This window comes from Luteibacter sahnii, from assembly GCF_034063545.1.
In the GTDB taxonomy this organism is placed as follows: domain Bacteria; phylum Pseudomonadota; class Gammaproteobacteria; order Xanthomonadales; family Rhodanobacteraceae; genus Luteibacter; species Luteibacter sahnii.
The window spans coordinates 340,766-363,509 of the sequence record NZ_JAQLOK010000003.1; the positions used below are offsets into that span (position 1 = coordinate 340,766).

15 protein-coding genes and 1 riboswitch are annotated in these 22,744 nt (G+C 67.6%); of the genes, 6 read left to right on the forward strand and 9 right to left on the reverse strand.

Going from position 1 to position 22,744, the window contains the following annotated elements; translation table 11 throughout:
* Positions 1–110 precede the first annotated feature (110 nt).
* The 3 genes from PI246_RS11810 to PI246_RS11820 form a co-directional block, all read right to left on the reverse strand.
* On the reverse strand, positions 111–521 hold the full coding sequence (locus PI246_RS11810; protein ID WP_320551491.1) for an acyl-CoA thioesterase: 411 nt from the start codon (positions 519–521) through the stop codon (positions 111–113).
* A gap of 107 nt (positions 522–628) precedes the next feature.
* On the reverse strand, positions 629–1,657 hold the full coding sequence (locus PI246_RS11815) for a ribonucleotide-diphosphate reductase subunit beta (RefSeq protein ID WP_320551492.1): 1,029 nt from the start codon (positions 1,655–1,657) through the stop codon (positions 629–631).
* A gap of 163 nt (positions 1,658–1,820) precedes the next feature.
* Positions 1,821–4,334 (reverse strand): ribonucleoside-diphosphate reductase subunit alpha, encoded by a 2,514-nt coding sequence (locus tag PI246_RS11820; protein ID WP_320551493.1) that lies wholly within the window; start codon positions 4,332–4,334, stop codon positions 1,821–1,823.
* 160 nt (positions 4,335–4,494) lie between these two features.
* Positions 4,495–4,704: riboswitch (cobalamin riboswitch) on the reverse strand.
* Between the two features lie 212 nt (positions 4,705–4,916).
* Here PI246_RS11820 and PI246_RS11825 point away from each other — a divergent pair.
* Positions 4,917–7,367 carry a glucose/quinate/shikimate family membrane-bound PQQ-dependent dehydrogenase gene (locus tag PI246_RS11825; protein WP_320551494.1) on the forward strand — a complete coding sequence of 817 codons (2,451 nt, stop codon included), beginning with the start codon at positions 4,917–4,919 and terminating at the stop codon, positions 7,365–7,367.
* A gap of 320 nt (positions 7,368–7,687) precedes the next feature.
* On the opposite strand, the gene PI246_RS11830 is transcribed toward PI246_RS11825, so the two are convergent.
* Positions 7,688–8,191 carry a gluconokinase gene (locus tag PI246_RS11830; RefSeq protein ID WP_320551495.1) on the reverse strand — a complete coding sequence of 168 codons (504 nt, stop codon included), beginning with the start codon at positions 8,189–8,191 and terminating at the stop codon, positions 7,688–7,690.
* Between the two features lie 110 nt (positions 8,192–8,301).
* Here PI246_RS11830 and ltaE point away from each other — a divergent pair, with 110 nt between their 5' ends.
* Entirely contained in the window at positions 8,302–9,315 is a 1,014-nt protein-coding gene (ltaE, locus tag PI246_RS11835; protein WP_320551496.1) for a low-specificity L-threonine aldolase, read from the forward strand.
* Between the two features lie 84 nt (positions 9,316–9,399).
* Here the strand turns inward: ltaE and PI246_RS11840 are convergent, their stop codons facing one another.
* The 4 genes from PI246_RS11840 to PI246_RS11855 all read right to left on the reverse strand — a co-directional run bounded on the left by PI246_RS11840 (position 9,400) and on the right by PI246_RS11855 (position 12,524).
* Complete coding sequence (locus PI246_RS11840) at positions 9,400–10,176, reverse strand: N-acetylmuramoyl-L-alanine amidase (protein WP_320551497.1); 777 nt, start codon at positions 10,174–10,176, stop codon at positions 9,400–9,402.
* Between the two features lie 2 nt (positions 10,177–10,178).
* On the reverse strand, positions 10,179–10,631 hold the full coding sequence (locus tag PI246_RS11845) for a hypothetical protein (protein ID WP_320551498.1): 453 nt from the start codon (positions 10,629–10,631) through the stop codon (positions 10,179–10,181).
* Between the two features lie 88 nt (positions 10,632–10,719).
* A complete protein-coding gene (gene zapE / locus PI246_RS11850; protein WP_320551499.1) occupies positions 10,720–11,829 on the reverse strand; it encodes a cell division protein ZapE in 1,110 nt (369 codons plus the stop codon).
* On the reverse strand, positions 11,826–12,524 hold the full coding sequence (locus PI246_RS11855) for an alpha/beta hydrolase (protein WP_320551500.1): 699 nt from the start codon (positions 12,522–12,524) through the stop codon (positions 11,826–11,828). The genes zapE and PI246_RS11855 overlap by 4 nt, the downstream gene beginning before the upstream one ends.
* Positions 12,525–12,571: 47 nt before the next feature.
* Here PI246_RS11855 and PI246_RS11860 point away from each other — a divergent pair, with 47 nt between their 5' ends.
* Positions 12,572–13,174, forward strand: coding sequence for an acyl carrier protein phosphodiesterase (locus tag PI246_RS11860; protein ID WP_320551501.1), 603 nt, complete (start codon positions 12,572–12,574; stop codon positions 13,172–13,174).
* 98 nt (positions 13,175–13,272) lie between these two features.
* On the opposite strand, the gene PI246_RS11865 is transcribed toward PI246_RS11860, so the two are convergent.
* Positions 13,273–13,770, reverse strand: a complete 498-nt coding sequence (locus PI246_RS11865) for a c-type cytochrome (protein WP_320551708.1) — start codon at positions 13,768–13,770, stop codon at positions 13,273–13,275.
* A gap of 358 nt (positions 13,771–14,128) precedes the next feature.
* Here PI246_RS11865 and PI246_RS11870 point away from each other — a divergent pair, with 358 nt between their 5' ends.
* The 3 genes from PI246_RS11870 to PI246_RS11880 all read left to right on the forward strand — a co-directional run bounded on the left by PI246_RS11870 (position 14,129) and on the right by PI246_RS11880 (position 21,945).
* Positions 14,129–15,385 carry an efflux RND transporter periplasmic adaptor subunit gene (locus tag PI246_RS11870; RefSeq protein ID WP_320551502.1) on the forward strand — a complete coding sequence of 419 codons (1,257 nt, stop codon included), beginning with the start codon at positions 14,129–14,131 and terminating at the stop codon, positions 15,383–15,385.
* 69 nt (positions 15,386–15,454) lie between these two features.
* A complete protein-coding gene (locus tag PI246_RS11875) occupies positions 15,455–18,694 on the forward strand; it encodes an efflux RND transporter permease subunit (RefSeq protein WP_320551503.1) in 3,240 nt (1,079 codons plus the stop codon).
* Positions 18,695–18,822: 128 nt separating this feature from the next.
* Positions 18,823–21,945 (forward strand): efflux RND transporter permease subunit, encoded by a 3,123-nt coding sequence (locus PI246_RS11880; protein WP_320551504.1) that lies wholly within the window; start codon positions 18,823–18,825, stop codon positions 21,943–21,945.
* Positions 21,946–22,744: the final 799 nt, after the last annotated feature.

Here is a 22,744-nt window from a genome sequence, read left to right on the forward strand (position 1 = left end):
ACAGCGGTGGTTGGCGGCGGGTGCCGGCGCCTTGGCCTGTTCCGGGGAGGGGCGGGTCGCGGGCGGGGCCCGTGCCTATGGACGTCGGACTGGCTCGGCCTGGCCGGCGCTCAGGCCGGGGTCAGCGATTCGATCGGCGTGGGCTTGTGGTCGCTGTCCAGCGCGATCATCACGAAGTTGCCGCGCGTGCATAGTTCGCGCTCACCGGTGATGAGGTCTTCGGTGTACATGGCGACGTCCACGTTCATGGAGGTGCGGCCCACGGACACCACCGTGGCGATCAGCTCGACCATCTGGCCCTTGCGCACCGGCACATGGAAATCCACCTGCTCGGAACGGGCCGTGACCACCACCTTGCGCGAATAGCGCGAGGCCGCGAGGAACGCCGCCTTGTCCATCCATGCCAGCGCCTGGCCGCCGAACAACGTGCCCAGGTGGTTGGTGTGGTCGGGAAAGACGATCTCGAGGAGACGGGCCTCGGTGGGACGGGCGATGGGAAGCATGGTGGCGTCGGCGGTCATGAGTGAGCCCATTCTATCGCGAAATTGCTGCACTGCCGCATCGACGCGTTTCCCGGCGCGATCGGTTCCCTTCGTGAAAACGAAACCGATCGCGGCCGGCCAGGGGGTCAGAACGAAGCGTCGAAGGTGACCTCGCCCTGCACGCCCACCTGGTAGGACGACACGCGGCGCTCGAAGAAGTTGGTGAGCTCCTGGACGTCCTGGAGGTCCATGAAGTCGAACGGGTTCTTCGCCCCGTACTTCTTAGGCATGTCCAACTGCACGAGGCGCTGGTCGGCGCAGTATTCGAGGTACTGGCGCATGTCGTTCACCGACAGGCCGGCCACGCCGCCGGAGAGCACGTCCTGGGCGAACTGCGTTTCGCACGCGATGGCTTCTTCGAGCATGTCTTCCACCTGCTGGCGCATGGTGTCGTCGAAGAGATCCGGCTCCTGCTCGCGCACCGTGCGCACCACGTCGAACGCGAACGCCATGTGGCCCGACTCGTCGCGGAACACCCAGTTGGTACCCGAGGCCAGGCCGTGCAGCAGGCCGCGCGAGCGCAGGTAATACACGTAGGCGAAGGCGGCGAAGAAGAACAGGCCCTCGATGCATGCGGCGAAGCAGATCAGGTTCAGCAGGAACTGACGACGGTGCTCGCGGGTTTCCAGGCGGTTGAGGTTCTGGATGGAGTCGATCCACTTGAAGCAGAACTCGCCCTTCTGGCGGATCGAGGGAATGTTCTCGAGCGCCGCGAACGCCTTGTTGCGCTCCGACGGTTCGGGGATGTAGGTGTCCAGCAGCGTGAGGTAGAACTGCACGTGCAGGGCTTCTTCGTAGAGCTGGCGCGAGAGGAACATCCGCGCCTCAGGCGAATTCACGTGCTGGTAGAGGTTGAGCACGAGGTTGTTGGACACGATCGTGTCGCCGGTGGCGAAGAACGCCACGAGGCGATGGATGAGGTGGCGGTCGGCGTCCGACATCTTCGACTTCAGGTCGGTCACGTCGAGCGAGAAGTCCACTTCCTCCACCGTCCAGGTGTTGCGGATGGCCGCGCGGTACATCTCGTAGAACTTCGGATACCGCATCGGGCGCAGGGTGAGCTCGAAGCCGGGATCGAGGAGATGGGAGTCGCGGGTGACGGGAACGGTGGACATGGGTGGCGGACCTCGAAATTCGTAAAAGGCTTTGCGGGAGAGGGCGGACAGGACGTGGCGGCGCGACGATCGTCAGGTCGAGAAGGCCGGTAACGCCTTCCTGGCGCCACCGGTTCGCTCGATCGCACGTCCATGCGCCCCCACGTCGCGTCCGGTCCCCCGGTTACTGACAGGCTTCGCAGTACTCGGGATTCTCGAGCGAGCAGAAGACCGCCGCCGTCGCCTGCTCCTGCGCGTCGACGACCGGGGCGACGGGCGCCGAGGCGGTCGCGCTGACGGTGGTCTTGGCGATGCGGGTGGCGGGGCGCGAACGCAGGTAGTAGGTGGTTTTGACGCCCGACTTCCAGGCGTACATGTACATCGAGGAGAGCTGGCCGATGTTCGGGTTTTCCATGAACAGGTTCAGCGACTGGCTCTGGTCGATGTACGCGCCGCGCGCGGCGGCGAGATCGATCAAGGCCTTCTGCGGCAGTTCCCACACGGTGCGGTAGACGGCGCGCAGCGGCGCCGGGATGGCGGCCACGCCCTGCACCGAGCCCTCGGCGAGCTTGATCTGGTCGCGCACCTCGGCGGTCCACAGGCCCAGCGTCTTCAGCTCCTCGACGAGGTAGCGGTTGACCACGAGGAAGTCGCCCGAAAGCGTTTCGCGCTTGAACAGGTTGGACACCTGCGGCTCGATGCATTCGTAGCATCCGGCGATCGAGGCGATGGTAGCGGTCGGTGCGATCGCGATGAGCAGCGAGTTGCGCAGGCCGTGCTGCTTGATCCGGGCGCGCAGTTCGGCCCAGCGCTCGTCCTTGCCGTTCGGGGTGGCGGCCGGCCAGTAGTCGAACTGCAGCTCGCCGTTGGCGGCGCGGCTTTCGTCGAAGCCGGGGTGGGCGCCGTCGCGCTCGGCGATCTCGTTCGATTGCGACAGCGCATGGAAGTAGATCTCTTCCTGGATGCGCGTGGACAGCGTGCGCGCTTCGTCGGAGTCGAACGGCAGGCGAAGCTTGAAGAAGACGTCCTGCAGGCCCATGACGCCCAGACCGACCGGGCGCCACTTCACGTTCGCCGTCTTCGCCGTGGCGATCGGGTAGAAGTTGAGGTCGATCACGCGGTTGAGCTGGCGCACCGCGGTGCGCACGGTGGTCGCGAGCTTGTCGAAGTCGAAGGCGCCGTCCACGACGTGACGGGCGAGGTTCACCGAGCCGAGGTTGCACACCGCCGTCTCGTTTTCGTTGGTGACTTCGAGGATCTCGGTGCAGAGGTTGGACAGGTGGATGACGTTTTCCGGCCGCGCGGTCTGGTTGCTGGTCGCGTTGGAGCGATCCTTGAAGGTCATCCAGCCATTGCCGGTCTGGGCCAGCGAACGCAGCATGCGGGCGTAGAGCTCGCGCGCCTTGATCGTCTTCACGGCGAGGCCGTCGGCCTCGGCCTTCGCGTAGGCGGCCTCGAACGCCTCGCCCCAGGTGTCGACGAAGTGCGGCACGATCTTCGGATCGAACAGCGACCAGTCGCCGTCGTTCTCCACGCGGCGCATGAAGAGGTCGGGTACCCAGTTGGCGAGGTTGAGGTTGTGCGTGCGACGGGCGTCGTCGCCGGTGTTCTCGCGCAGCTCGAGGAACTCCTCGATGTCGGCGTGCCAGCTCTCCAGGTACACGCAGGCGGCGCCCTTGCGCTTGCCGCCCTGGTTCACCGCGGCGACCGAGGCATCGAGGGTCTTCAACCAGGGCACCAGGCCGTTCGAGTGGCCGTTGGTGCCCTTGATCAGCGAGCCGCGCGAACGGATGCGCGAGTAGGCCAGGCCGATGCCGCCGGCGAACTTGGACAGCTGCGCCACGTCGCCGTACTTGGCATAGATGGATTCCAGCGCATCCTGCGGCGAGTCGAGCAAGAAGCACGACGACAGCTGCTCGTGCGCGGTACCGGCGTTGAACAGGGTGGGCGAGCTGGCGAGGTATTCCAGCGAGGAGAGCATGCGGTAGAGCTCGAGCGTCTCGGCCACGTCGTTGCCGCCGAGCGCGCAGGCGATGCGCATGAAGAAATACTGCGGCGTCTCGATGACGAAGCGCTTGGTCGGGTGGCGCAGCAGGTAGCGGTCGTAGACCGTGCGCAGGCCGAAGTATTCGAAGCGACGCGACGCGTTGATGTCGATGGCGTCGTTGAGCTTGCGCGCGTTGGCCTGCACGAAATCGCGCAGGCGGTCGTTGAGGATGCCCAGCTCCGAGCCCGTGGCGATGGACTGCGAGAACGACTGGATCTCCTGGCCGGCGACCTCCTTGTCGATGAACGCGGCGAGCAGGCGCGCGGCGAGCTGGCCGTATTCCGGCTCTTCGGCGGTGAGCGCCGCGGAGGTGCGGATCGACAGCTGGTCGAGTTCCTGGGTGGTGGCGCCGTCGTAGAGGCCGCCGATGGTCTTGAGCGCCACGCGCATCGGGTCGACTGAGTAGAGCCCGTCGGCGCTGCGGGTCACCGCGCGCACGATCTTGTTGACGTCGACCACTTCCTGGCCGCCGTTGCGCTTGGTGACGCGCATCTGGCCGGGGTTGTGCGGCGGGGTGAGGGCGAAGGCCGGCGGGGCCTCCTGGCGGTAGCCGGTGGCGGGTGCCTTGTCGGCGGCGGGGGCGGAAGGGGAAACGGCGGCCGTATCGGCCGTCTCGGTGCGCTCGCGCGCGGCGGAATCCATCGTGGTCATGTCTGGCTTGCCCCAGCAACTGGTTCAGACACCCGTCCGTGTGGACGGGGCTCGAAGCGGAGCGGTGGGGCAAACGCGGAAACGGCCGGGACGGAGCGCCGATGGCTCCGGTCACGACGCGCCTCCCCGCGGAAGCCGCCACTACCCTCGTCGACGCCGGTCGTGGCGTCGATTGCTGGCAGGTCTTCGGACTCGTGGACGGGGGCTTTCGCCGGGCCTACCCGGGGCTTCCCGGTCGTTATGGACCAGTGCCTCGTTCCGGGGTCGTTTCCACTTACCGCTGCGGGGCAGTTCCGGATTCGCACCGGATTCCCTATTAGTTCCGACGGGCAGTCGCGCCTCCTCGGACACCAGCGGGACACACGATATAGGCGGGGGAGGGGGAGGTCAACACAATATGTAGGGGGTTCGCGTATGTCCTTGATCGGCCGGGAGTGATCCGTCGTGGGCGGATTCACCGGCCGCAAGAAAACGCGGCAGGGCGGCGGCGCCCCTCCTGCTGAGAGGATCGCGGATCATCCTCCACCTTGGATTCACGGCGCGGCGCCCACGCTTTCGGGCAGTGTTTCAAGGGGCAAGCCCATGTATGTGAGAGTCCGCGCGTTCCACCCGATGACGGTGTTCACCGCCATCGTTTTCGGCCTGTTCGGTGCCGTCCTGTTGTGGGGCGGCCTCCAGCTGCTGCACGTGGGAGGCTCGGCGTATTACCTGGTCGCGGGCCTGCTGACCCTGCTCTCGGCGCTGCTGTTGCTGTGCCGCTCGCGCCTGGGCGTCTACGTGTTCTCGCTGCTGCTGATCGGCACCACCGCGTGGGCGGTGTGGGAAGTGCGCCTGGACTGGTGGCAGCTGCTGACCCGCCTCGACCTGTGGTTTGGCCTGGGATTGTGGCTGCTTCTGCCGTGGTCGCGTCGCGGCCTGAGCCCGGGGCGCTTCACCAACACGGCCCGGGGCACCGGCGGCGGCGTCCTGTTTCTCTCCCTGCTTCTGATGGGCGCGGTCGGCGCTGCCGGTGCGTTGCAGCCGAACCCCGACCTGCGCGGCGACCTGCAGATGGCGGACGTGGCGGGTCCGGAAGGCGATCGCGCGATGCGCCCCGACGGGGACTGGACCGATTACGGCGGCTCGCCGTACGGACAGCGCTATTCGCCGTTGTCGCAGGTGAATGCGGACAACGTGCATCGTCTGGAAGTGGCCTGGAAGATCCAGACCGGCGATCGCCCGGGCCCGGATGACCCGACCGAGACCACCGACGAAAACACCCCGATCAAGATCGGCGACACGGTGTACATCTGCACGCCGCACAGCCGCGTGATCGCGGTCGACGCGGCCACGGGCACCCAGCGCTGGGCCTTCGATCCGCACCTGCAGAGCCCGGTCGGCTTCAAGCACTGGGAGCACATGACCTGCCGCGGGGTGTCGTACCACGACGACGCGAAGTACGCCGCCACCACGCCCGCACCGGCCTCGACGTCCGCACCGGCGGCGGCCTCCACGGCCTGGGTGCCCACGGCGACGGCCTCCGCCGTGTGCCCGCGGCGGATCTTCCTGCCCACGGCCGATGCGCGCCTGATCGCGCTGGACGCCGACACCGGCAAGCCCTGCGCCGACTTCGGCAACCAGGGCACGGTCGACCTGCGCGCCAACATCGGTCCGTTCACCCCGGGTGGCTACTACTCCACCTCGCCCCCGGCCGTGACGCGTAACCTGGTGATCATCAGCGGCCACGTCACCGACAACGAATCCACCAACGAGCCGTCGGGCGTCATCCGCGCCTTCGACGTGCATGACGGCCACCTGGTGTGGAACTGGGACCCGGGCAAGCCCGACGACACGGCGCCCATCGCGCCGGGCGAGACCTACACCCGTAATTCGCCGAACGTGTGGTCGGTCTTCAGCGTCGACGAGAACCTGGGCATGGTCTACCTGCCGATGGGTAACCAGACGCCGGACCAGTTCGCCGGCACGCGCACGCCCACCTCGGAGAAGTACGGCGCAGGTGTCGTCGCGCTCGACGTCGCCACGGGCAAGGTGCGCTGGAACTACCAGTTCACGCACCACGACCTGTGGGACATGGACATCGGCGGCCAGCCCACGCTGATCGACCTGAAGACGTCGGACGGCATGAAGCCGGCCCTGGTCGCGTCCACCAAGCAGGGCAGCATCTACGTGCTGGATCGTCGCGACGGCACCCCTATCGTGCCTATCCACGAGGTTCCGCGTCCGCAGGGCGCGGTGCCGGGCGACCATACGTCGCCGACCCAGCCGATGTCCGACCTCAACTTCGCGCCGGCCGACCTTCGCGAGAAGGACATGTGGGGCACCACGCCGCTGGATCAGCTCTGGTGCCGCGTCCGCTTCCGCTCGTTGCGCTACGAGGGCATGTTCACGCCGCCATCGGAGCAGGGCTCCCTGGTGTATCCGGGCAACTTCGGCGTGTTCGACTGGGGTGGTGTGTCGGTGGATCCCACCCGCCAGCTCCTGCTGCTCAATCCGAGCTATATGGCGTTCCAGTCGCGGCTGATCCCGAAGGAGCAACTGGCGAAGATGGAGGTGAGCGAGCCCAAGAGCGAGACGCAGGGCATCAAGCAGGCCAAGGGCATCCCTTACGGCATCGAGCTGTCGCCGTTCCTCTCGCCGCTGGGCATCCCGTGCCAGGCACCGCCGTGGGGCTACGTGGCGGGTGTCGATCTCGGCACGGGCCGCACGATGTGGAAGCACAAGAACGGCACCATCGTCGACAGCGCCCCGCTGCCGATCCCGATGCCGCTAGGCGTGCCCAGCCTCGGCGGCATGCTCACCACCGCTGGCGGCGTGACGTTCCTCAGCGGCACGCTCGACGACTACATCCGCGGCTATGACGTGCGCACGGGCGAGAAGCTGTGGGAGGCCCGTCTTCCCGCCGGCGGCCAGGCGACGCCGATGAGCTACTCGGACGCAAGCGGCCGACAGTACATCCTCGTGGTGGCCGGCGGTCACGGCTCGCTCGGGACCAAGCAAGGCGACTGGGTGATCGCCTACGCACTGCCGAAGTAAGGCGGCGGGATCGCGAGGGCGCCCAGGCAGGGCGCCCTCGCGGCAACCGATCGCACCTCGGTGCGTCCTGGCCTCGGTGGTCGGTTATCGCGAGCACCCTTCCGATGTGGCGCTCTCGCGATAACCGACTGAATCGCGGTGGATCTCGGCCTGCGCCGGGACGACAGGGTGAGGTTAACGTCGCACCGGCGCAGGCCGGCGTCTGCGGCTCCGGTGGCGGGCTACGGCGAGTACGCTTTCGATGTACCGCTTTCACGGCCGCCGACCGCATCGCCGTGCGCGCGGACCTGCCGCGACGGCACATCGTCTCCGCGCCGGTTTCAGCCGTGCAGGGGAGCACCACCCGCACGCAGGATCTCCTTGATCATCGACGCGGGCGAGTCGCCGATATCGACCCATAACGCTTCCTCGTGCGAAGGCTCTTCGAGCGTCGCCAGTTGGCTGTCGAGCAGGGCAGGATCGAAGAAATGACCGCTGCGATGCGAAAGGCGTGATGCCAGCACGTCCCGCGAGCCACGCAAATAGACGAAGCGCACATCATCGTGACCCTGGCGCAGGACATCGCGATAGCGCGTCTTGAGCGCGGAACACGCCAGCACGAGCGAACGCCCCGCCTCGCGATGGTGCTGCATCTGCGCGACGATCGCTTCCAGCCAGGGTTGCCGGTCGGCGTCGTCCAGGGGGATGCCCCGTGCCATCTTGTCGCGGTTGGCAGGCGGGTGCAGTGTGTCGCCATCGATGAAGGCCGCCCCGGTGCGTTGGGCGAGTCCCTCGCCGATGGTGCTCTTGCCGCTGCCGGAGACGCCCATGACGATCGTGATCATGTGGCCATGATGCACCCGTCGCGTGAAGCGCAGGCGATGGGGCGGCGCGGCGATTTCGTTCGCCTGCCGGGCTCGGCTAGCATGGACGACCCGTCCGACCGACCCATGCCATGCGCCCTGTCGACCTCCGCAGCGATACCGTCACCCAGCCCACCGACGCGATGCGCGAGGCGATGCTCCGCGCGCCCGTCGGTGATGATGTTTACGGTGAAGATCCGTCCGTCCACGCCCTCCAGGATCGCCTGGCCGCTGACCTCGGTTTTCCCGCTGCGCTGTTCGTGCCCACGGGCACGCAGAGCAACCTGCTCGCGCTGATGTCCCACTGCGAGCGCGGCGACGAATACATCGTCGGCGCGGATGCGCATACCTACCGTTTCGAAGGCGGCGGCGCCGCCGTGCTTGGGTCCATCCAGCCACAGCCCATTGCGCAGGATGCCGACGGCAGCCTTCCGCTCGATAAGGTGGAGGCGGCCATCAAGCCGGTGGACCCGCATTTCGCCCGATCCAAAGTGCTGGCGTTGGAGAACACCTGGCACGGTCGCACCCTTGATTTCGCCTATCTGGGGCGCGCCCGCGAACTGGCCACGCGAAGGGGCCTGACGCTTCATCTGGACGGCGCGCGGATGTACAACGCCGCCATCGCCTATGGCAAGCCGGCGCGCGAGGTGGCCGCCGGTTTCGATAGCGTGTCCGTCTGCCTCTCGAAGGGGCTGGGAGCACCGGTCGGCTCGGTTCTGTTGGGCGACGTCGCATTCATCGATCGGGCACGACGCTGGCGCAAGGTGGCCGGCGGCGGATGGCGCCAGGCCGGCATGCTGGCGGCCGCGGCGATGCATGCGCTCGACCACCATGTGGAGCGGCTGGCCGACGATCACGCTCGCGCCCATCGGCTGGCGGACGCGCTGCGCCGCATCGATGGCCTGAGCGTCACCGCCCAGCATACGAACATGGTCTTCATCGATGTCCCTCCGGCTCGTCTGAAGGACCTCGCGGCGCACATGGCGGCGGCCGGTATCCGCCTCAGCATCGGCTACCTGCCATCGGTACGGCTGGTGACGCACCTGGGCATCGACGACGAGGCCGTCGAGCGAACGGTGACGGCGTTCGCTTCCTTCGCTTATTGACGGACCGTGGGGCGGCATCGTTCGTGTCGTCGGATGCCGAGGGTCCGCGCTGAGGGGCGCACCTGCCGCCGAGGCGTGTCGCGCTCAGGCGCGTGGGGCCATCCGCTTTCGTTGCAGCGAATAGAGGATCGACGCATCCGTATCGTCGAGCGTGTCCGATGCCATGCCGCGGTAGTGCCGGTGGAACGCGACGATCGCCGCGCGTGGGTTGGATACGTCGTAGCCCACCAGGCGCATCGCGGCGAGGCTGTCGAAGCCCGGGGGCGCGGGGATCAGCGGCATGTCAGGCCACAGGCCGAAGCCATAGCGGGCCAGGGTGGCCCAGGGAAAGCGTGCGCTGGGGTCGGTCTTGCGCCCCGGTGCGATGTCGCCGTGGCCTACCACCGCGTCGCGAGGGATGCCCAGCCGCGAGGTGATGTCCGCGAGCAGGTTCACCAGGGCCTGGATCTGCGGTTGGGTAAAGGGCGCCACCCCGTCGTTGTCGAGCTCGATGCCGATGGACGACGAATTGAGGTCGGTCATGCCGGCCCACGACGACACGCCCGCGTGCCATGCCCGTGCGCGCTCGTCGACGAGCTGGTCGATCTGGCCGTTCGCCTCGACGAGGTAGTGCGCGCTTACCGGGCCTTCGCTGTTGCGGCCCTTGAGGATACGCAGGGCCTCGGCGGCGTTCGTCGTGGAGGTGTGATGCAGCACGATGAGCTGGGCCTTGCGTGCGTTGAAGTTGGGCGAGGGCGACCACCGGGCCAGCGCGCTGCGTTCGGGCGTGGCCGCCGGTGTGGTCGCGCAGGCGGCGAGCAGGGCCGACACCGCGATCGCCATCGCCATGCGGAGGATCCGTACGATGCGGGTCGGCCCCATGGTCATTCGACCTTGAAGTCGCTGCTGGCGATGACCCAGGCGATCTTGTCGCCCGTGTCGTCGGAGTAGTCGTCGATGTCCGATTCCGCGGCGACGACGATCTGGAGATCCACGCAGTCATGCCCTTCGGATAGCCACTCGGTCTTTTCGAGCGCCATGCCCTTGCGTTCGAGATCGACCCGCAACGTGGGCATGAGGGTGTTCTTCAGTTCGATGCCCTCGTGCACGAGGCTGCCGCCCCGCACTTCGATATCGCAGAGTCGGTCGTCGAGGAAGCGGAGCACTAGCCAGTCGGTGCCGTCCGTGCCGGCGTATTCGTCTTCGTCGTCCCACATGCCGTCGCCGCCGGCCGTGTAGCCGAGCGCGTCGCGCAGTGCCTTGCGCCGCATGCCGAAAAAAACGTCGATATCGCCGCGGCGGATGCCGCGGCCGGGGATGAGTTCACATGATTCCATGGCGTACCTCTTGGGGAGTGCGGGGGTCCCGCTCTCCAAGCATGTCCTGTTTCGGGTGCCCGTCACCAGCCGTCCGCGCGACCATGGCTCAGGGCTTGTGCTCACGGGCGAGGTAGTCTTCGCTCTGCATCTCGATGAGGCGCGACTCCGTGCGCCCGAACTCCGCGCGCAGCTTCGTGCCGTCGTAGAGCTCGGTGATCGGCGCGGCGGCCGACAGCACGAGCTTCACCTGACGGTCGTAGAACTCGTCCACCAGCAGCACGAAGCGCTTGGCTTCGTTCTCGGTGTAGATGGTGAACTGCGGCACGTTGGAGAGGATCACCGTGGGGTACGCGCGGGCGAGCTCGATGTAATCGGCGACGGCGCGCGGTCCATCGCACAACGCGGTGAAGTCGAACCACGCGATGTTGTCGGCGCGCCGTCGCACCGGCACGTCGCGCGCATTGAGGTGGATGGATCCGCCCTCGACGACCCCACCCTGCGCCTGTCCACCGAAGATCTTCGCCAGCGAACGCTCGGCCTCGACGCCGGGCGGCACCAGGTAGACCGGCGCCTGGCTGAGCGCACGCAGGCGCCAGTCGCGCGGCGAAAGCATCTCGTGCACCACGCAGTGCGCCTGGATGGCGGCGATGGCGGGCAGGAAGCGCGCGCGTTGCAGGCCGTCCTTGTAGAGGTTGCCCGGTGGGGTGTTCGAGGTGGTGACGAGGGTGACGCCCCGGTCGAACAGCCCCTCGAGAAGCCCGGAGAGGATCATCGCGTCGCCGATGTCGGTCACCAGGAACTCGTCCAGGCAGAGCACGCGGCACTTCGCGGCGAGCCGGGCGGCGACCTCGTCGAGCGGATTCTGCCGGTCGCCGAGCTCGCGCAACGTGGCATGGATGTCCTGCATGAAACGGTGGAAATGCCGACGTAGCGCCAGGCCCGGGGGGAGGCTGGAGACGAAGAGATCCATGAGAAACGTCTTGCCGCGACCGACGCTGCCCCAGAGGTAAAGCCCCGGCACCGCGCGGCGCTCGCCGCCCAGCATGCTGCGCAGCCGCCCGAACAGGCCGCCGGCGGCGGGTTCGGCGGCACACAGCGCCGCATGCAGGCGGTCGAACTCGGCGATCACCGGCCCTTGGGCGGGGTCGGATTCCCAGCGGTGGCCGGCGACGCCATCGCGATAGCGCTCGCCGGGCGTGGAGGCGGCACCGCTCATGCGGACGCCGGCAGCGGCGGCCAGTCCTTGACGGCGTGCTTGATCACGCCGCGAAGGTCCATGAGCCGTCGGTGGAAGAAGTGGCTGGTGTCTTCCATGCGGACCAGCGCCGGGCGCTTGTCGTCCGGGAGGCCGTCGACCCAGTCGTAGACCGCCTGCGGCTCGACGATCTCGTCGGCGTCGCCCATCACCACGAGCCAGCGGCACGAGGGCAGGGCGATGGGCGCGAAGTCCCAGCCGCGACCGGCCGCGGGCGGCGCGATGCTGACGAGGGCGTTGGCGCCGAGGGCGACGGCGTTACGCAGGGTGACGTAGCTGCCGAACGAGAAGCCGGCGAGCCAGAGCGACGCGCCGGGCCGCACGGTGCGGACCCAGGCCACCACGGCGGCGAGGTCGTCGCTCTCGCCGTTGCCGTGGTCGAATGCGCCCTCGGAGCGGCCGACGCTGCGGAAATTGAAGATGACGGTATCGACGCCGGACTCGCGCAACGCGCGTTCGACCATCGTCACCACCTTGTTATGCATGCTGCCCCCGTCGGTGGACAGCGGGTGGCAGATGACGGCGACGGCGTCGCGCCGGCCTTCGGGACCGGCCGGCTTCGCTTCGCATTCGAGCTTGCCCGCCGGGCCATCGAGCGCGAAGCTTGCCGCTTCGCCCGGGAAGTGGTCCGGGGCCACGGAAAGTAGATCGTTCATCCCACCATGATACCTGCTGACTGCCGTCGTCGCGCCGGAGCCGCGCCGTGAACGTGCTCGCCCACGCGCTGCTGGCCGGGGACGATCGCGGGCTGCGCCTGGGCGGGCTGCTGGGCGATTTCGTGCGGGGCACGCCCGATGCGTCCCTGCCGCCGGATGTTCGCCAGGGCATCTACCTGCACCGGGCCATCGACGGCTATACCGACGGCCATCCCGAGGTGCGCGCCGCCCGCGAGCGGATGCCCGCGCCGTTCCGCCGGTATGCGGGCATCCTGCTCGACGTGTGGTTCGATCATTGCCTGGCACGGGATTTCGCCCGCTGGAGCGACGAGCCGCTGGCGGCGTTTTCCGGTCGCGTGCGCGGCGAACTGCACCAGGCCCAGGGGATGCTTCCCGACGGCCTCCGGCGATTCCTTGCCTACATGGACGCCCACGACCTGCCGGCGGGCTACATCGACCCGGATCGCGTCGCGGGGGCCTTCGACGGCCTGTCGCGACGGTTGTCGCGAGCCAATCCGGTCGCCGCGGCGATGCCCGTGCTGCTGGCCGACGACGAGGCGCTGCGAGGCACCTTCGAGCGGTTCTTTCCCGACGTGCGGGCCTTCGCCGCCGCCTGGGTCGTGGGAGCACGCCCTGGTCGCGAGAGGTAAGGCCAGCGGCCCCGTTCCCCTGGGGTTTCGCAACGGGCAGGACGAAGCCTAAAGACGGTTTCCGCTGGACGGATAAGCGTCGCGCGCGGGGCGCGTTCCTACCGGGCCTGGTCGACCATCCACTTCACGGTGTTGCCGACCTGCTCGTCGTTGAGGGCCGGATTGCCGCCACGCGCGGGCATGTGGTTGCCATCCGGGCCGGTATAGCCCTCGATCGCGTGCTTGATCAGGGTGGCGGTGCCCTGGGCGATGCGGGCGCTCCAGGCGCCCTTATCCCCCAGCTTGGGCGCCCCGGCCACGCCGGCCGTGTGGCAGCTGTGGCAGAGGTTGTCGTAGATGGTCTTGCCGTCCGTGGTGCCACCGTAGGCAACCTGCGCGGCGGCGGCCTTGGCGGCGGCCTCCTGGGCGGCCTGCATGGCCGCGCGACCGGTGTCGCCGGCGTAGACCGCGCCCACCGGGGCGATCCGGGCTTCGGTGCGCTTGGCGACCGCCGGGTCCTGCTCCTTGGGAATGCCGTTGTAGATGCTGTAGGCGATCACCATCAGCACGAGGGCGAGCACGCTCAGGCCCGCGGTCAGCCAGGAAAACTGGCGCATGAAGTTCTGGTCGGACTTGCTTGGAGAACCGCTCACGCATTGACTCCACTGGTGTTGGGTGTGCCGCCCCCCTCCCCGGGGTGTCGGCGTGCCTGCAAGCCGCGATGCGGCAACGATCCCCGGCGAGTATAGGGGGAACCTTGGCGCGCGTCAGCGGTCTGGGAGGCGCCAGGTTGCAGGGCGATGACGGCGGACGTGCCGTCAGTCATGGTGCACCCCTGTCAACCGGCATTGTTCAATCCCGTTCCCCAACACCTATATTGGCGTCGTGGCTCGTTAGCGCAGGGTGCGGCAAGCCCCTGGCGCACGGCGCGCCCGGCCTCGAGCGAGCGCCGGCTTTTCATCCTGGGAGTGTTTCATGTCGCGTTTCTGGAAAATCGCGCTGGCCGTCATCGTTGTCGTGGTGATCGCAGGCATCGTCATCGTTCCGCGTATGCACCACGGCAAGAGCGATGCCGCCGCGGCCGGCGCGCAGGCCAACGGCGAGGGGCAGGGCAAGGACCAGCCGCCGGTGCCGGTCACCGTGGTGCCCGTGGTCAGCCAGGATGTCCCGGTCTACCTGACCGCGCTGGGCACGGTGCAGGCGCGCAACACGGTCACCGTGCGCCCCCAGGTGGGCGGCCAGCTGATGAAGCTGAATTTCAAGGAAGGCCAGGAGGTCAAGGCCGGCGACGTGATCGCCGAGATCGACCCGCGAACGATCCAGTCGCAGTACGACCAGTCGGTAGCCAAGCTCAAGCAGGACCAGGCGTCGGCGGCCACGGCCAGGAATAACCTCGACCGTTCGCAGAACCTGGTCAGCAAGGGTGGCCAGCAGTACGTGTCCAAGCAGGACCTGGACAACCTCAAGAACACCCTCGACCAGGCCAATGCCACCGTGGTGGCGGACCAGGCCGCGATCCGCGCCTCGCAGGTGCAGTTGGGCTTCACCAAGGTGATCGCGCCGATCGACGGCCTGGCCGGCATTCGTTCGGTCGATGTGGGCAACGTCGTCGCCACCACCGATGCCATCGTCACCATCACCGAGCTGCACCCCATCTACGTGATGTTCTTCCTTCCGGAGAAGAACCTCGACCTGGTGCGCTCGTCCACCCTGGAGGGCGGCGACCTCACCTCGCTCGAAGTGCAGGCGCTGGACCGCGTCGATTCGCACGCCATCGCCACCGGCCACCTCGACGTCATCGACAACACGATCGACACCAGCACCGGTACCTTCCGCCTGCGCTCGCTGTTCGAGAACGAGAAGACCCAGCTGTGGCCGGGCCAGTTCGTCAACGTGCAGCTGAAGGTGCGCACGGTGAAGAACGGTCTCGTGGTGCCGGCCCAGGCCGTGCAGCGCGGCCCGGATGGCGACTACGTCTATCTCGTGCAGGGCGACAACACGGTCCGCATGCAGCCGGTCGAGACCTCCACCGAGGTCGGCGACAGCCACGTGCTGATCGGCAAGGGCCTGAAGCTGGGCGACAAGGTCGTCACCGAGGGCCAGTTCCGCCTCAAGCCGGGCTCGAAGGTGCAGCCGCTGGCCCCGGGCCAGGTGCCGGCCGCGCCCACCGCCGAAGAACTCCAGAAAGCCAAGCAGGGCCAGCAGGGTCGCGGCGGACGCCGCGGCGGCTGACAGCGCGCGGCGCGTCCCGCCGGACGCGCCGCCCCGGCTCCTCACGGGCCACGACACCAGGATCAGAACGTGGGTTTCTCGACACTCTTCATTCGCCGGCCGATCGCGACCTCGTTGCTGATGGTGGCCGTGCTGCTGCTGGGCATCCTCGGCTACCGGCAGCTGCCGGTATCGGCGCTGCCGGAGATCGACGCGCCCAGTCTCGTCGTCACCACGCAGTATCCCGGCGCGAGCGCCAGCACGATGGCCGCGCTGGTCACCACGCCGCTGGAGCGCAACTTCGGCCAGATCTCCGGCCTGTCGATGATGAGTTCCGACTCCTCGGCCGGCTTGTCGACGATCGTGCTGCAGTTCAACATGGACCGCGACATCGACATCGCCGCGCAGGACGTGCAGGCGGCGATCAACCAGGCGCGCGGCACGCTGCCGAACAACCTGCCGTATCCGCCCGTGTACAACCGCGTGAACCCGGCCGACGCGCCGATCATGACGCTGATGCTCACCTCCGACAGCCTGCCGCTGCGCGACGTGAACAACTACGCCGATTCGATCCTCGCGCAAAAACTGGCCCAGGTGGAGGGCGTGGGTCTGGTGTCCATCGCGGGCAACGTGCGCCCGGCCGTGCGCATCCAGGTCAATCCCGCGCAGTTGGCCAACCTCGGCCTCACGCTGGAAGACGTGCGGGCGTCGCTCACCGAAGCCAACGTCAACGCGCCCAAGGGCACGCTCAACGGCAAGACGCAGTCGTACAGCATCGGCACGAACGACCAGCTCGAAGACGCCGCTGCCTACAAGGACACCATCATCAGCTATAAGAACGGCGCGCCGGTGCGCCTGTCCGACGTGGCCAACGTGATCGACGGCGTGGAGAACGACCAGCTCGCCGCGTGGGCCAACGGCCGCTCGGCCGTGTTGCTCGACATCCGCCGCCAGCCCGGCGCGAACATCGTGCAGACGGTGCAGCAGATCCGCCAGACGCTTCCCGACCTGCAGAAGGTGCTGCCGGCCGACGTGCACCTGCAGGTATTCGCCGATCGCACCATCACCATTCGCGCGTCGGTGGAAGACGTGCAGTTCACGCTGATCCTCACCATCTGCCTGGTGGTGGCCGTGATCTTCGTGTTCCTGCGCCGGCTGTGGGCCACGGTGATCCCGTCGGTGGCGGTGCCGCTGTCGCTGATGGGCACCTTCGGCGTGATGGCGTTCGCGAACATGTCGCTGGACAACCTCTCGCTGATGGCGCTGGCGGTGGCCACCGGCTTCGTGGTGGACGACGCGATCGTGATGATCGAAAACATCGTCCGCTACATCGAGCAGGGCCACGACGGCAAGACCGCCGCCGAGATCGGCGCGAAAGAGATCGGCTTCACGGTGCTCTCGCTCACCGTCTCGTTGATCGCCGTGTTCCTGCCGCTGCTGCTCATGCCGGGCGTCACCGGCCGCCTGTTCCACGAGTTCGCCTGGGTGCTCACGATCGCGGTGGCGATCTCGATGCTGGTCTCGCTGACGCTCACCCCGATGATGTGCGCCTACCTGCTCAAGGCCGACGAATTGCCCGAGGCCGACGACGCGCACGAGCACGCCATCGCCGCGGGCAAGCACACGGTCTGGTCGCGCACGGTTGAAGGCTATGGCCGCAGCCTCGACTGGGTGCTCGACCACCGCCCGCTCACGATGCTGATCGCGGTGCTGACCGTCGCGCTCACCGTGGTGCTTTACATCGTCATTCCCAAGGGCCTGCTGCCCGAACAGGACACCGGGCTCATCACCGCCGTGGTGCAGGCCGACCAGAACGTCGCGTTTCCGCAGATGGAGCAGCGCACCAAGGCCGTGGCCGACGCGCTCGCGAAAGACCCTGCCGTGGCCGGCGTGGCCGCCTTCATCGGCGCGGGCTCGGTCAATCCCACGCTCAACCAGGGCCAGATATCGCTGGTGCTGAAAGAACGCGGCGACCGTTCCAGCCTCGATGAGGTGATTCCCCGGTTGCAGCGCGCCGCGGCGCAGATCCCCGGCGTGGCGTTGTTCCTCAAGCCGGTGCAGGACGTCACGCTCGACAGCCAGGTATCCGCCACCGAATACCAGTACTCGCTCTCGGACGTGAACAGCACGGAGCTCGCCGGCTATGCGCAGCAGATGACCTCGGCACTGCGCAAGCGCAAGGAACTGGCCGACGTCGACAACAACCTCGCCGACCAGGGCACCGCGCTGAAGCTGACCATCGATCGCGACAGCGCCAGCCGCCTCGGCGTCCCGGTGCAGACCATCGACGACACGCTCTACGACGCGTTCGGCCAGCGCCAGATCTCCACCATCTTCACCCAGCTCAACCAGTACCGCGTGGTGCTGGAGGTGGCGCCGGAGTTCCGCACCAGCGCCGACCTGCTCAACAAGCTCACCGTGCGCGGCAACGGCAACGGGGCGCTTACCGGCTCCAACGCCACCAGCTTCGGCCAGCTCGCCTCGAGCAATTCGGCCACGCCCTCGGGCATCGGCAACACCGGCAACGTGGGCTTCCAGGTCGGCGGGGGCGGCACCATTCCCATCGCCTCGCTGGCCAGCGCCCAGGTCACGTCCGCGCCGTTGGTGGTGAGCCACCTGCAGCAGTTGCCGGCGGTCACGATCTCGTTCAACCTCGCCCAGGGCGAATCGCTCTCGGCCGCGGTGGATGCGATTCACGAGGTTGAGAAAGAACTCAACTTCCCGCCGTCGGTACGCGGGCAGTTCATCGGCAAGGCCGCCGAGTTCTCGTCGTCGGTGGGCGACGAGGTGCTCCTCCTGCTGGCCTCGGTCATCGTGATCTACATCGTGCTGGGCGTGCTCTACGAGAGCTACATCCACCCGTTGACGATCATCTCGACGCTGCCGCCGGCCGGCGTGGGCGCGTTGCTGGCACTGCTCCTGTGCGGTATGACCCTGTCGGTGGATGGCATCGTCGGCATCGTGCTGCTGATCGGCATCGTCAAGAAAAACGCCATCATGATGATCGACTTCGCCATCGAGGCGAAGCGCACCGGCATGAACGCCACCGAGGCCATTCGCCGCGCCTGCCTGCTGCGCTTCCGGCCGATCATGATGACGACGGCCGCGGCCTTGCTCGGCGCGCTGCCGCTGGCGCTGGGCAACGGCATCGGTTCGGAGCTGCGCCGGCCCCTGGGCGTGTCGATCGTCGGCGGCCTGTTGCTCTCGCAGCTGGTCACGCTCTACACCACGCCGGTGATTTACCTTTACATGGAGCGCTTCTCCGACTGGCTGGCCGAACGCAAGCGACGACGCGAACTGGCCCAAGGCCATCCGCGCATCGCCAGCTGATGGCGGCGCCGGATACCCCAGCCACCCTTTCTTCGCCGGGCGTACCCACGCCCGGCGAAACCTTTTTCCGGCTCGTGCGTTGACGATGGAACCGTCCCCGCCGATCCGCTCATGAAACGCGTCGCCCCATGAATATTTCCGGCCCCTTCATCCGCCGTCCGATCGGCACGTCGCTGCTGGCGATCGGTGTCTTCATCGTGGGCATCATCTGCTACTCCCTGCTCGGCGTGGCGGCGCTGCCGTCGATCCAGTTCCCCGCCATTTTCGTCAGCGCCCAGCAGTCCGGCGCCGACGCGGGCACGATGGCCTCCACGGTGGCGGCGCCCCTGGAGCGGCACCTCGGCCAGGTGCCCGGCATCGAGCAGATGCGTTCGAACAGTTCGGAAGGCTCGACGTTCGTCCTGCTGTTTTTCCAGAACGGGGTGAACATCGACGCGGCCGCGCGCGACGTGCAGACGGCCATCAATGCCGCGCAGCCCGACCTGCCGTCGGGCCTGCTCAACGCCCCGTCCTACCAGAAGGCCAATCCCAACGACGACCCGATCATCGTGCTCGCGCTCACGTCCGACACGATGGCGCCCACCGACCTCTACAACGTCGCCGACTCCATCCTCGCCCAGCGCCTGCGCCAGCAGGAAGGCATCGCCTCGGTGGACATCGCCGGCAGCGCCACGCCGGCGATCCGCGTCGACGTCAACCTGCGCGCCCTCAACGCCATGGGCCTGTCGCCCGACCAGTTGCGCAACGCGCTCACCGCCGCCAACGTCACTTCGCCGCAGGGTTTCCTTACCGACGGCACGACCGACATGGCGGTTACCGCCAACGACTCCCTGCACACCGCGGACGAGTTCGCCCGCCTGGTGATCGCCAACAAGAACGGCACCCCCGTGCGCCTGTCCGACGTGGCCAAGGTGTACGACGGCCAGCAGGACGCCTATCAGGCCGCGTGGTTCAACGGCCGCCCCGGCATCCTGATGTACGTCTACCGCAAGTCGGACGCGAACATCATCGCTACCGTCGACCGGGTCAAGGCGCTCATTCCCACGATGCAGACCTGGCTCCCCGCAGGCGCGCAGCTGCATCCGTTCTTCGACGGCACGCCGACCATCCGCGCGTCGCTCCACGAAGTGCAGGCCACCCTGCTGATCAGCCTGGCGATGGTCATCATGACCATGGCGCTGTTCCTGCGCCGGGTGGCTCCCACGGTGATCGCCGGCCTGGCCGTGCCGCTGTCGCTGGCGGGCGCGTTCGTGGTGATGTACCTCTTCGGTTACACCCTCAACAACCTCACGCTGCTCGCGCTGGTCATCTCGATCGGCTTCGTCGTCGACGACGCCATCGTCGTCATCGAAAACGTCATCCGGCACATGGACGAAGGCGTACCCCGCTTCCAGGCGGCCCTGCTGGGGGCGCGGGAAATCGGTTTCACCATCGTCTCGATCACCGGCTCGCTGATCGCCGTGTTCATTCCGTTGCTGCTGGCGCCTGGCATCTTCGGCATGTTCTTCAAGGAATTCACCGTCACCCTGATCGCGGCCATCGTGGTGTCGGCGCTGGTCTCGCTTACCCTCACGCCCTCGCTGTGCGGGCAGTTCTTGCGTGCGCACAAGGAACAGCAGCCCGAATCGAAGCTCGGCCGCGCGCTGGAGCGCATGCACGAGCGCATGGTCGGCATGTACCGTCGCGCGCTCGACTGGACGTTGCGCCACGCGCTGTTGATGGCGCTCACGCCGCTGGCCCTGGTCGCGATCACGTTCGTGCTCGCCGGCATGGTCAAGGGGGGCTTCTTCCCGCCGCAGGACACCGGCCTGATCGCCGCGCGCGCCAACGCCAGTTCTACCGTGTCGTTCGGCGAAATGAAGCAGCGCCAGCAGCGACTCACCGAGATGCTGCTCGCCGATCCCGACGTGCGCGCGGTCGGTTCGCGCCTGGGCACCAGCCGCACCGGCTCCACCGGCTCGTTCAACATCGAACTGAAGACGGTCGCCGACGGACGCAAGGACACGACGTTCGATGCGCTGGCCCGTTTGTCCGCCAAGGCCAATCGCTATCCCGACCTCAACCTGCGCCTGCGCCCGATCCAGGATCTCCCCAGTGGGGGAGGCGGCGGATCCTCGCAGGGCGGCCAGTACGCCGTGTCGCTCAAGGGCAACGACGTGACCGAGCTCCAGACGTGGTTGCCCAGGCTCGTCGACGCGCTGAAGAAAAACAAGATGCTCAAGGACGTCGGTAGCGACATCGATGCCGCCGGCCTGCGCCAGAACCTCATCATCGACCGCGACACCGCCGCACGCCTGGGCGTCAGCATCGGCGACATCGACGGCGCGCTCTACAACGCCTTCGGCCAGCGCGCGGTCTCGACGATCTATTCGGACATCAACCAGTACCGCGTCATCGTCAACTCGCTCCCGCAGCTGGCCGCCACGCCCGATTCGCTCAACCAGCTCTATGTGCGGGCCAGTTCCGGGTCGATGGTGCCCCTCTCGGCGGTGACGCGGCAGGTGCCGGGGCTCGCTCCCACCCAGATCGTCCACGAAGACCAGTACACCACGATGGACGTGAGCTTCAATCTCGCCGAAGGCGTGAGCATGGGCGAGGCCACCGAGATCATCCAGAAGACCGTCGCCGGCATGCGCATGCCGGGCGACATCCGCGTGGAAGCGGGTGGCGACTTCCGTCGCTTCCAGCAGTCGCAGAGCGACATGCCGTTGCTGATCCTCGCCGCCATTGTCACGGTGTACCTGTTGATGGGCATGCTCTACGAGAGCCTCATCCATCCGGTCACCATCCTGTCGACACTGCCCGCCGCGGGCGTCGGCGCGCTCGCCGCGCTGGTCATCACCGACACCGATCTCTCCATCGTGGCGATGATCGCCCTGGTGCTACTCATCGGCATCGTCAAGAAAAACGCGATCATGATGATCGACTTTGCCCTGGTGGCGCAGCGCGAACGTGGCCTCACGTCCAAGGAAGCCATCCGCGAAGCCTGTCTGGTGCGTTTCCGTCCGATCATGATGACCACGATGGTGGCGATCCTCGCCGCATTGCCGCTCGCCATTGGCCTGGGCGAGGGCTCGGAGCTTCGCCGCCCGCTCGGTATCGCGATGATCGGCGGCCTGCTCATCTCCCAGAGCCTGACGCTGCTTTCCACCCCGGCGCTGTACGTGATCTTCGCGTGTCTGTCCGAGCGCTGGAAGGCGCGCAAGGCGCGTCGGCGCGAACGTAAGGCGTTGAGGGCGTCGCGGGCGTAACACTGTGGCGTTGAGGGGCAGAGCCCGTAGCCCTGGCTCCTTGCCGCGACGGCTTCGCCGGCCCTTGGGCAGGGAGAGCCGCTTCGCGGCTGGTGTCTGATGGCTGCCGCCCCGGCGGGCACGGGCGTTCGGACGGGGTTTTCCGACTCGGCATCCTGCCTCGGCGGAAAAGATCGGCCATCCATGGCCGATCCCGCTGCGCGGCCTGGTCCGTCCGAACGCCCTCGGCTCCAGATGTCGCGGCAAGGAGCCAGGGCTACGGGCTCTTCCGTACACCGAGTCGGGCGTGGTGCGGTTCTCCAGCGGCAACGGCTTGCGTCACCCCGGCTTTGCCTTGAAACCTCAGTGGTCGAAGTGGATTCGTGGCCGCCGCCCCGTGGCGCGACATCTGGAGCCGAGGTCAGGCGGGCGGATAAGGCCGCGTAGCGGTGCCGGCCAGGGATGGCCGGCATGTTTCGCCGAGGCAGGATGCCGAGTCGAAACACCCCGCCCGCCTGACCGTGCCCGCCGGGGCGCCAGCCATGGGACACGAGCCGCGCAGCGGCTTCTTTACCCAAGGGTCGGCGAAGCCGTCGCGCCACGGGGCGGCGGCCACGAATCCGCCGGCCTCACCGCCGCTGCCGCGAGGCCGAAGGCGAGCCTTCCCTGCCGTTGCAGCCCGCGCAAGACACCCGTGTCCCCCGCTCGCTTTCCCCTCCCACCCCATCCGGGCCACAATGGATGGGTTGTCCGCCCGCGACGTCGCTCTTGCGGCGCTCGTGGAATGGCCCCATAACCTGGCCCACTCACGCAGAAGGCT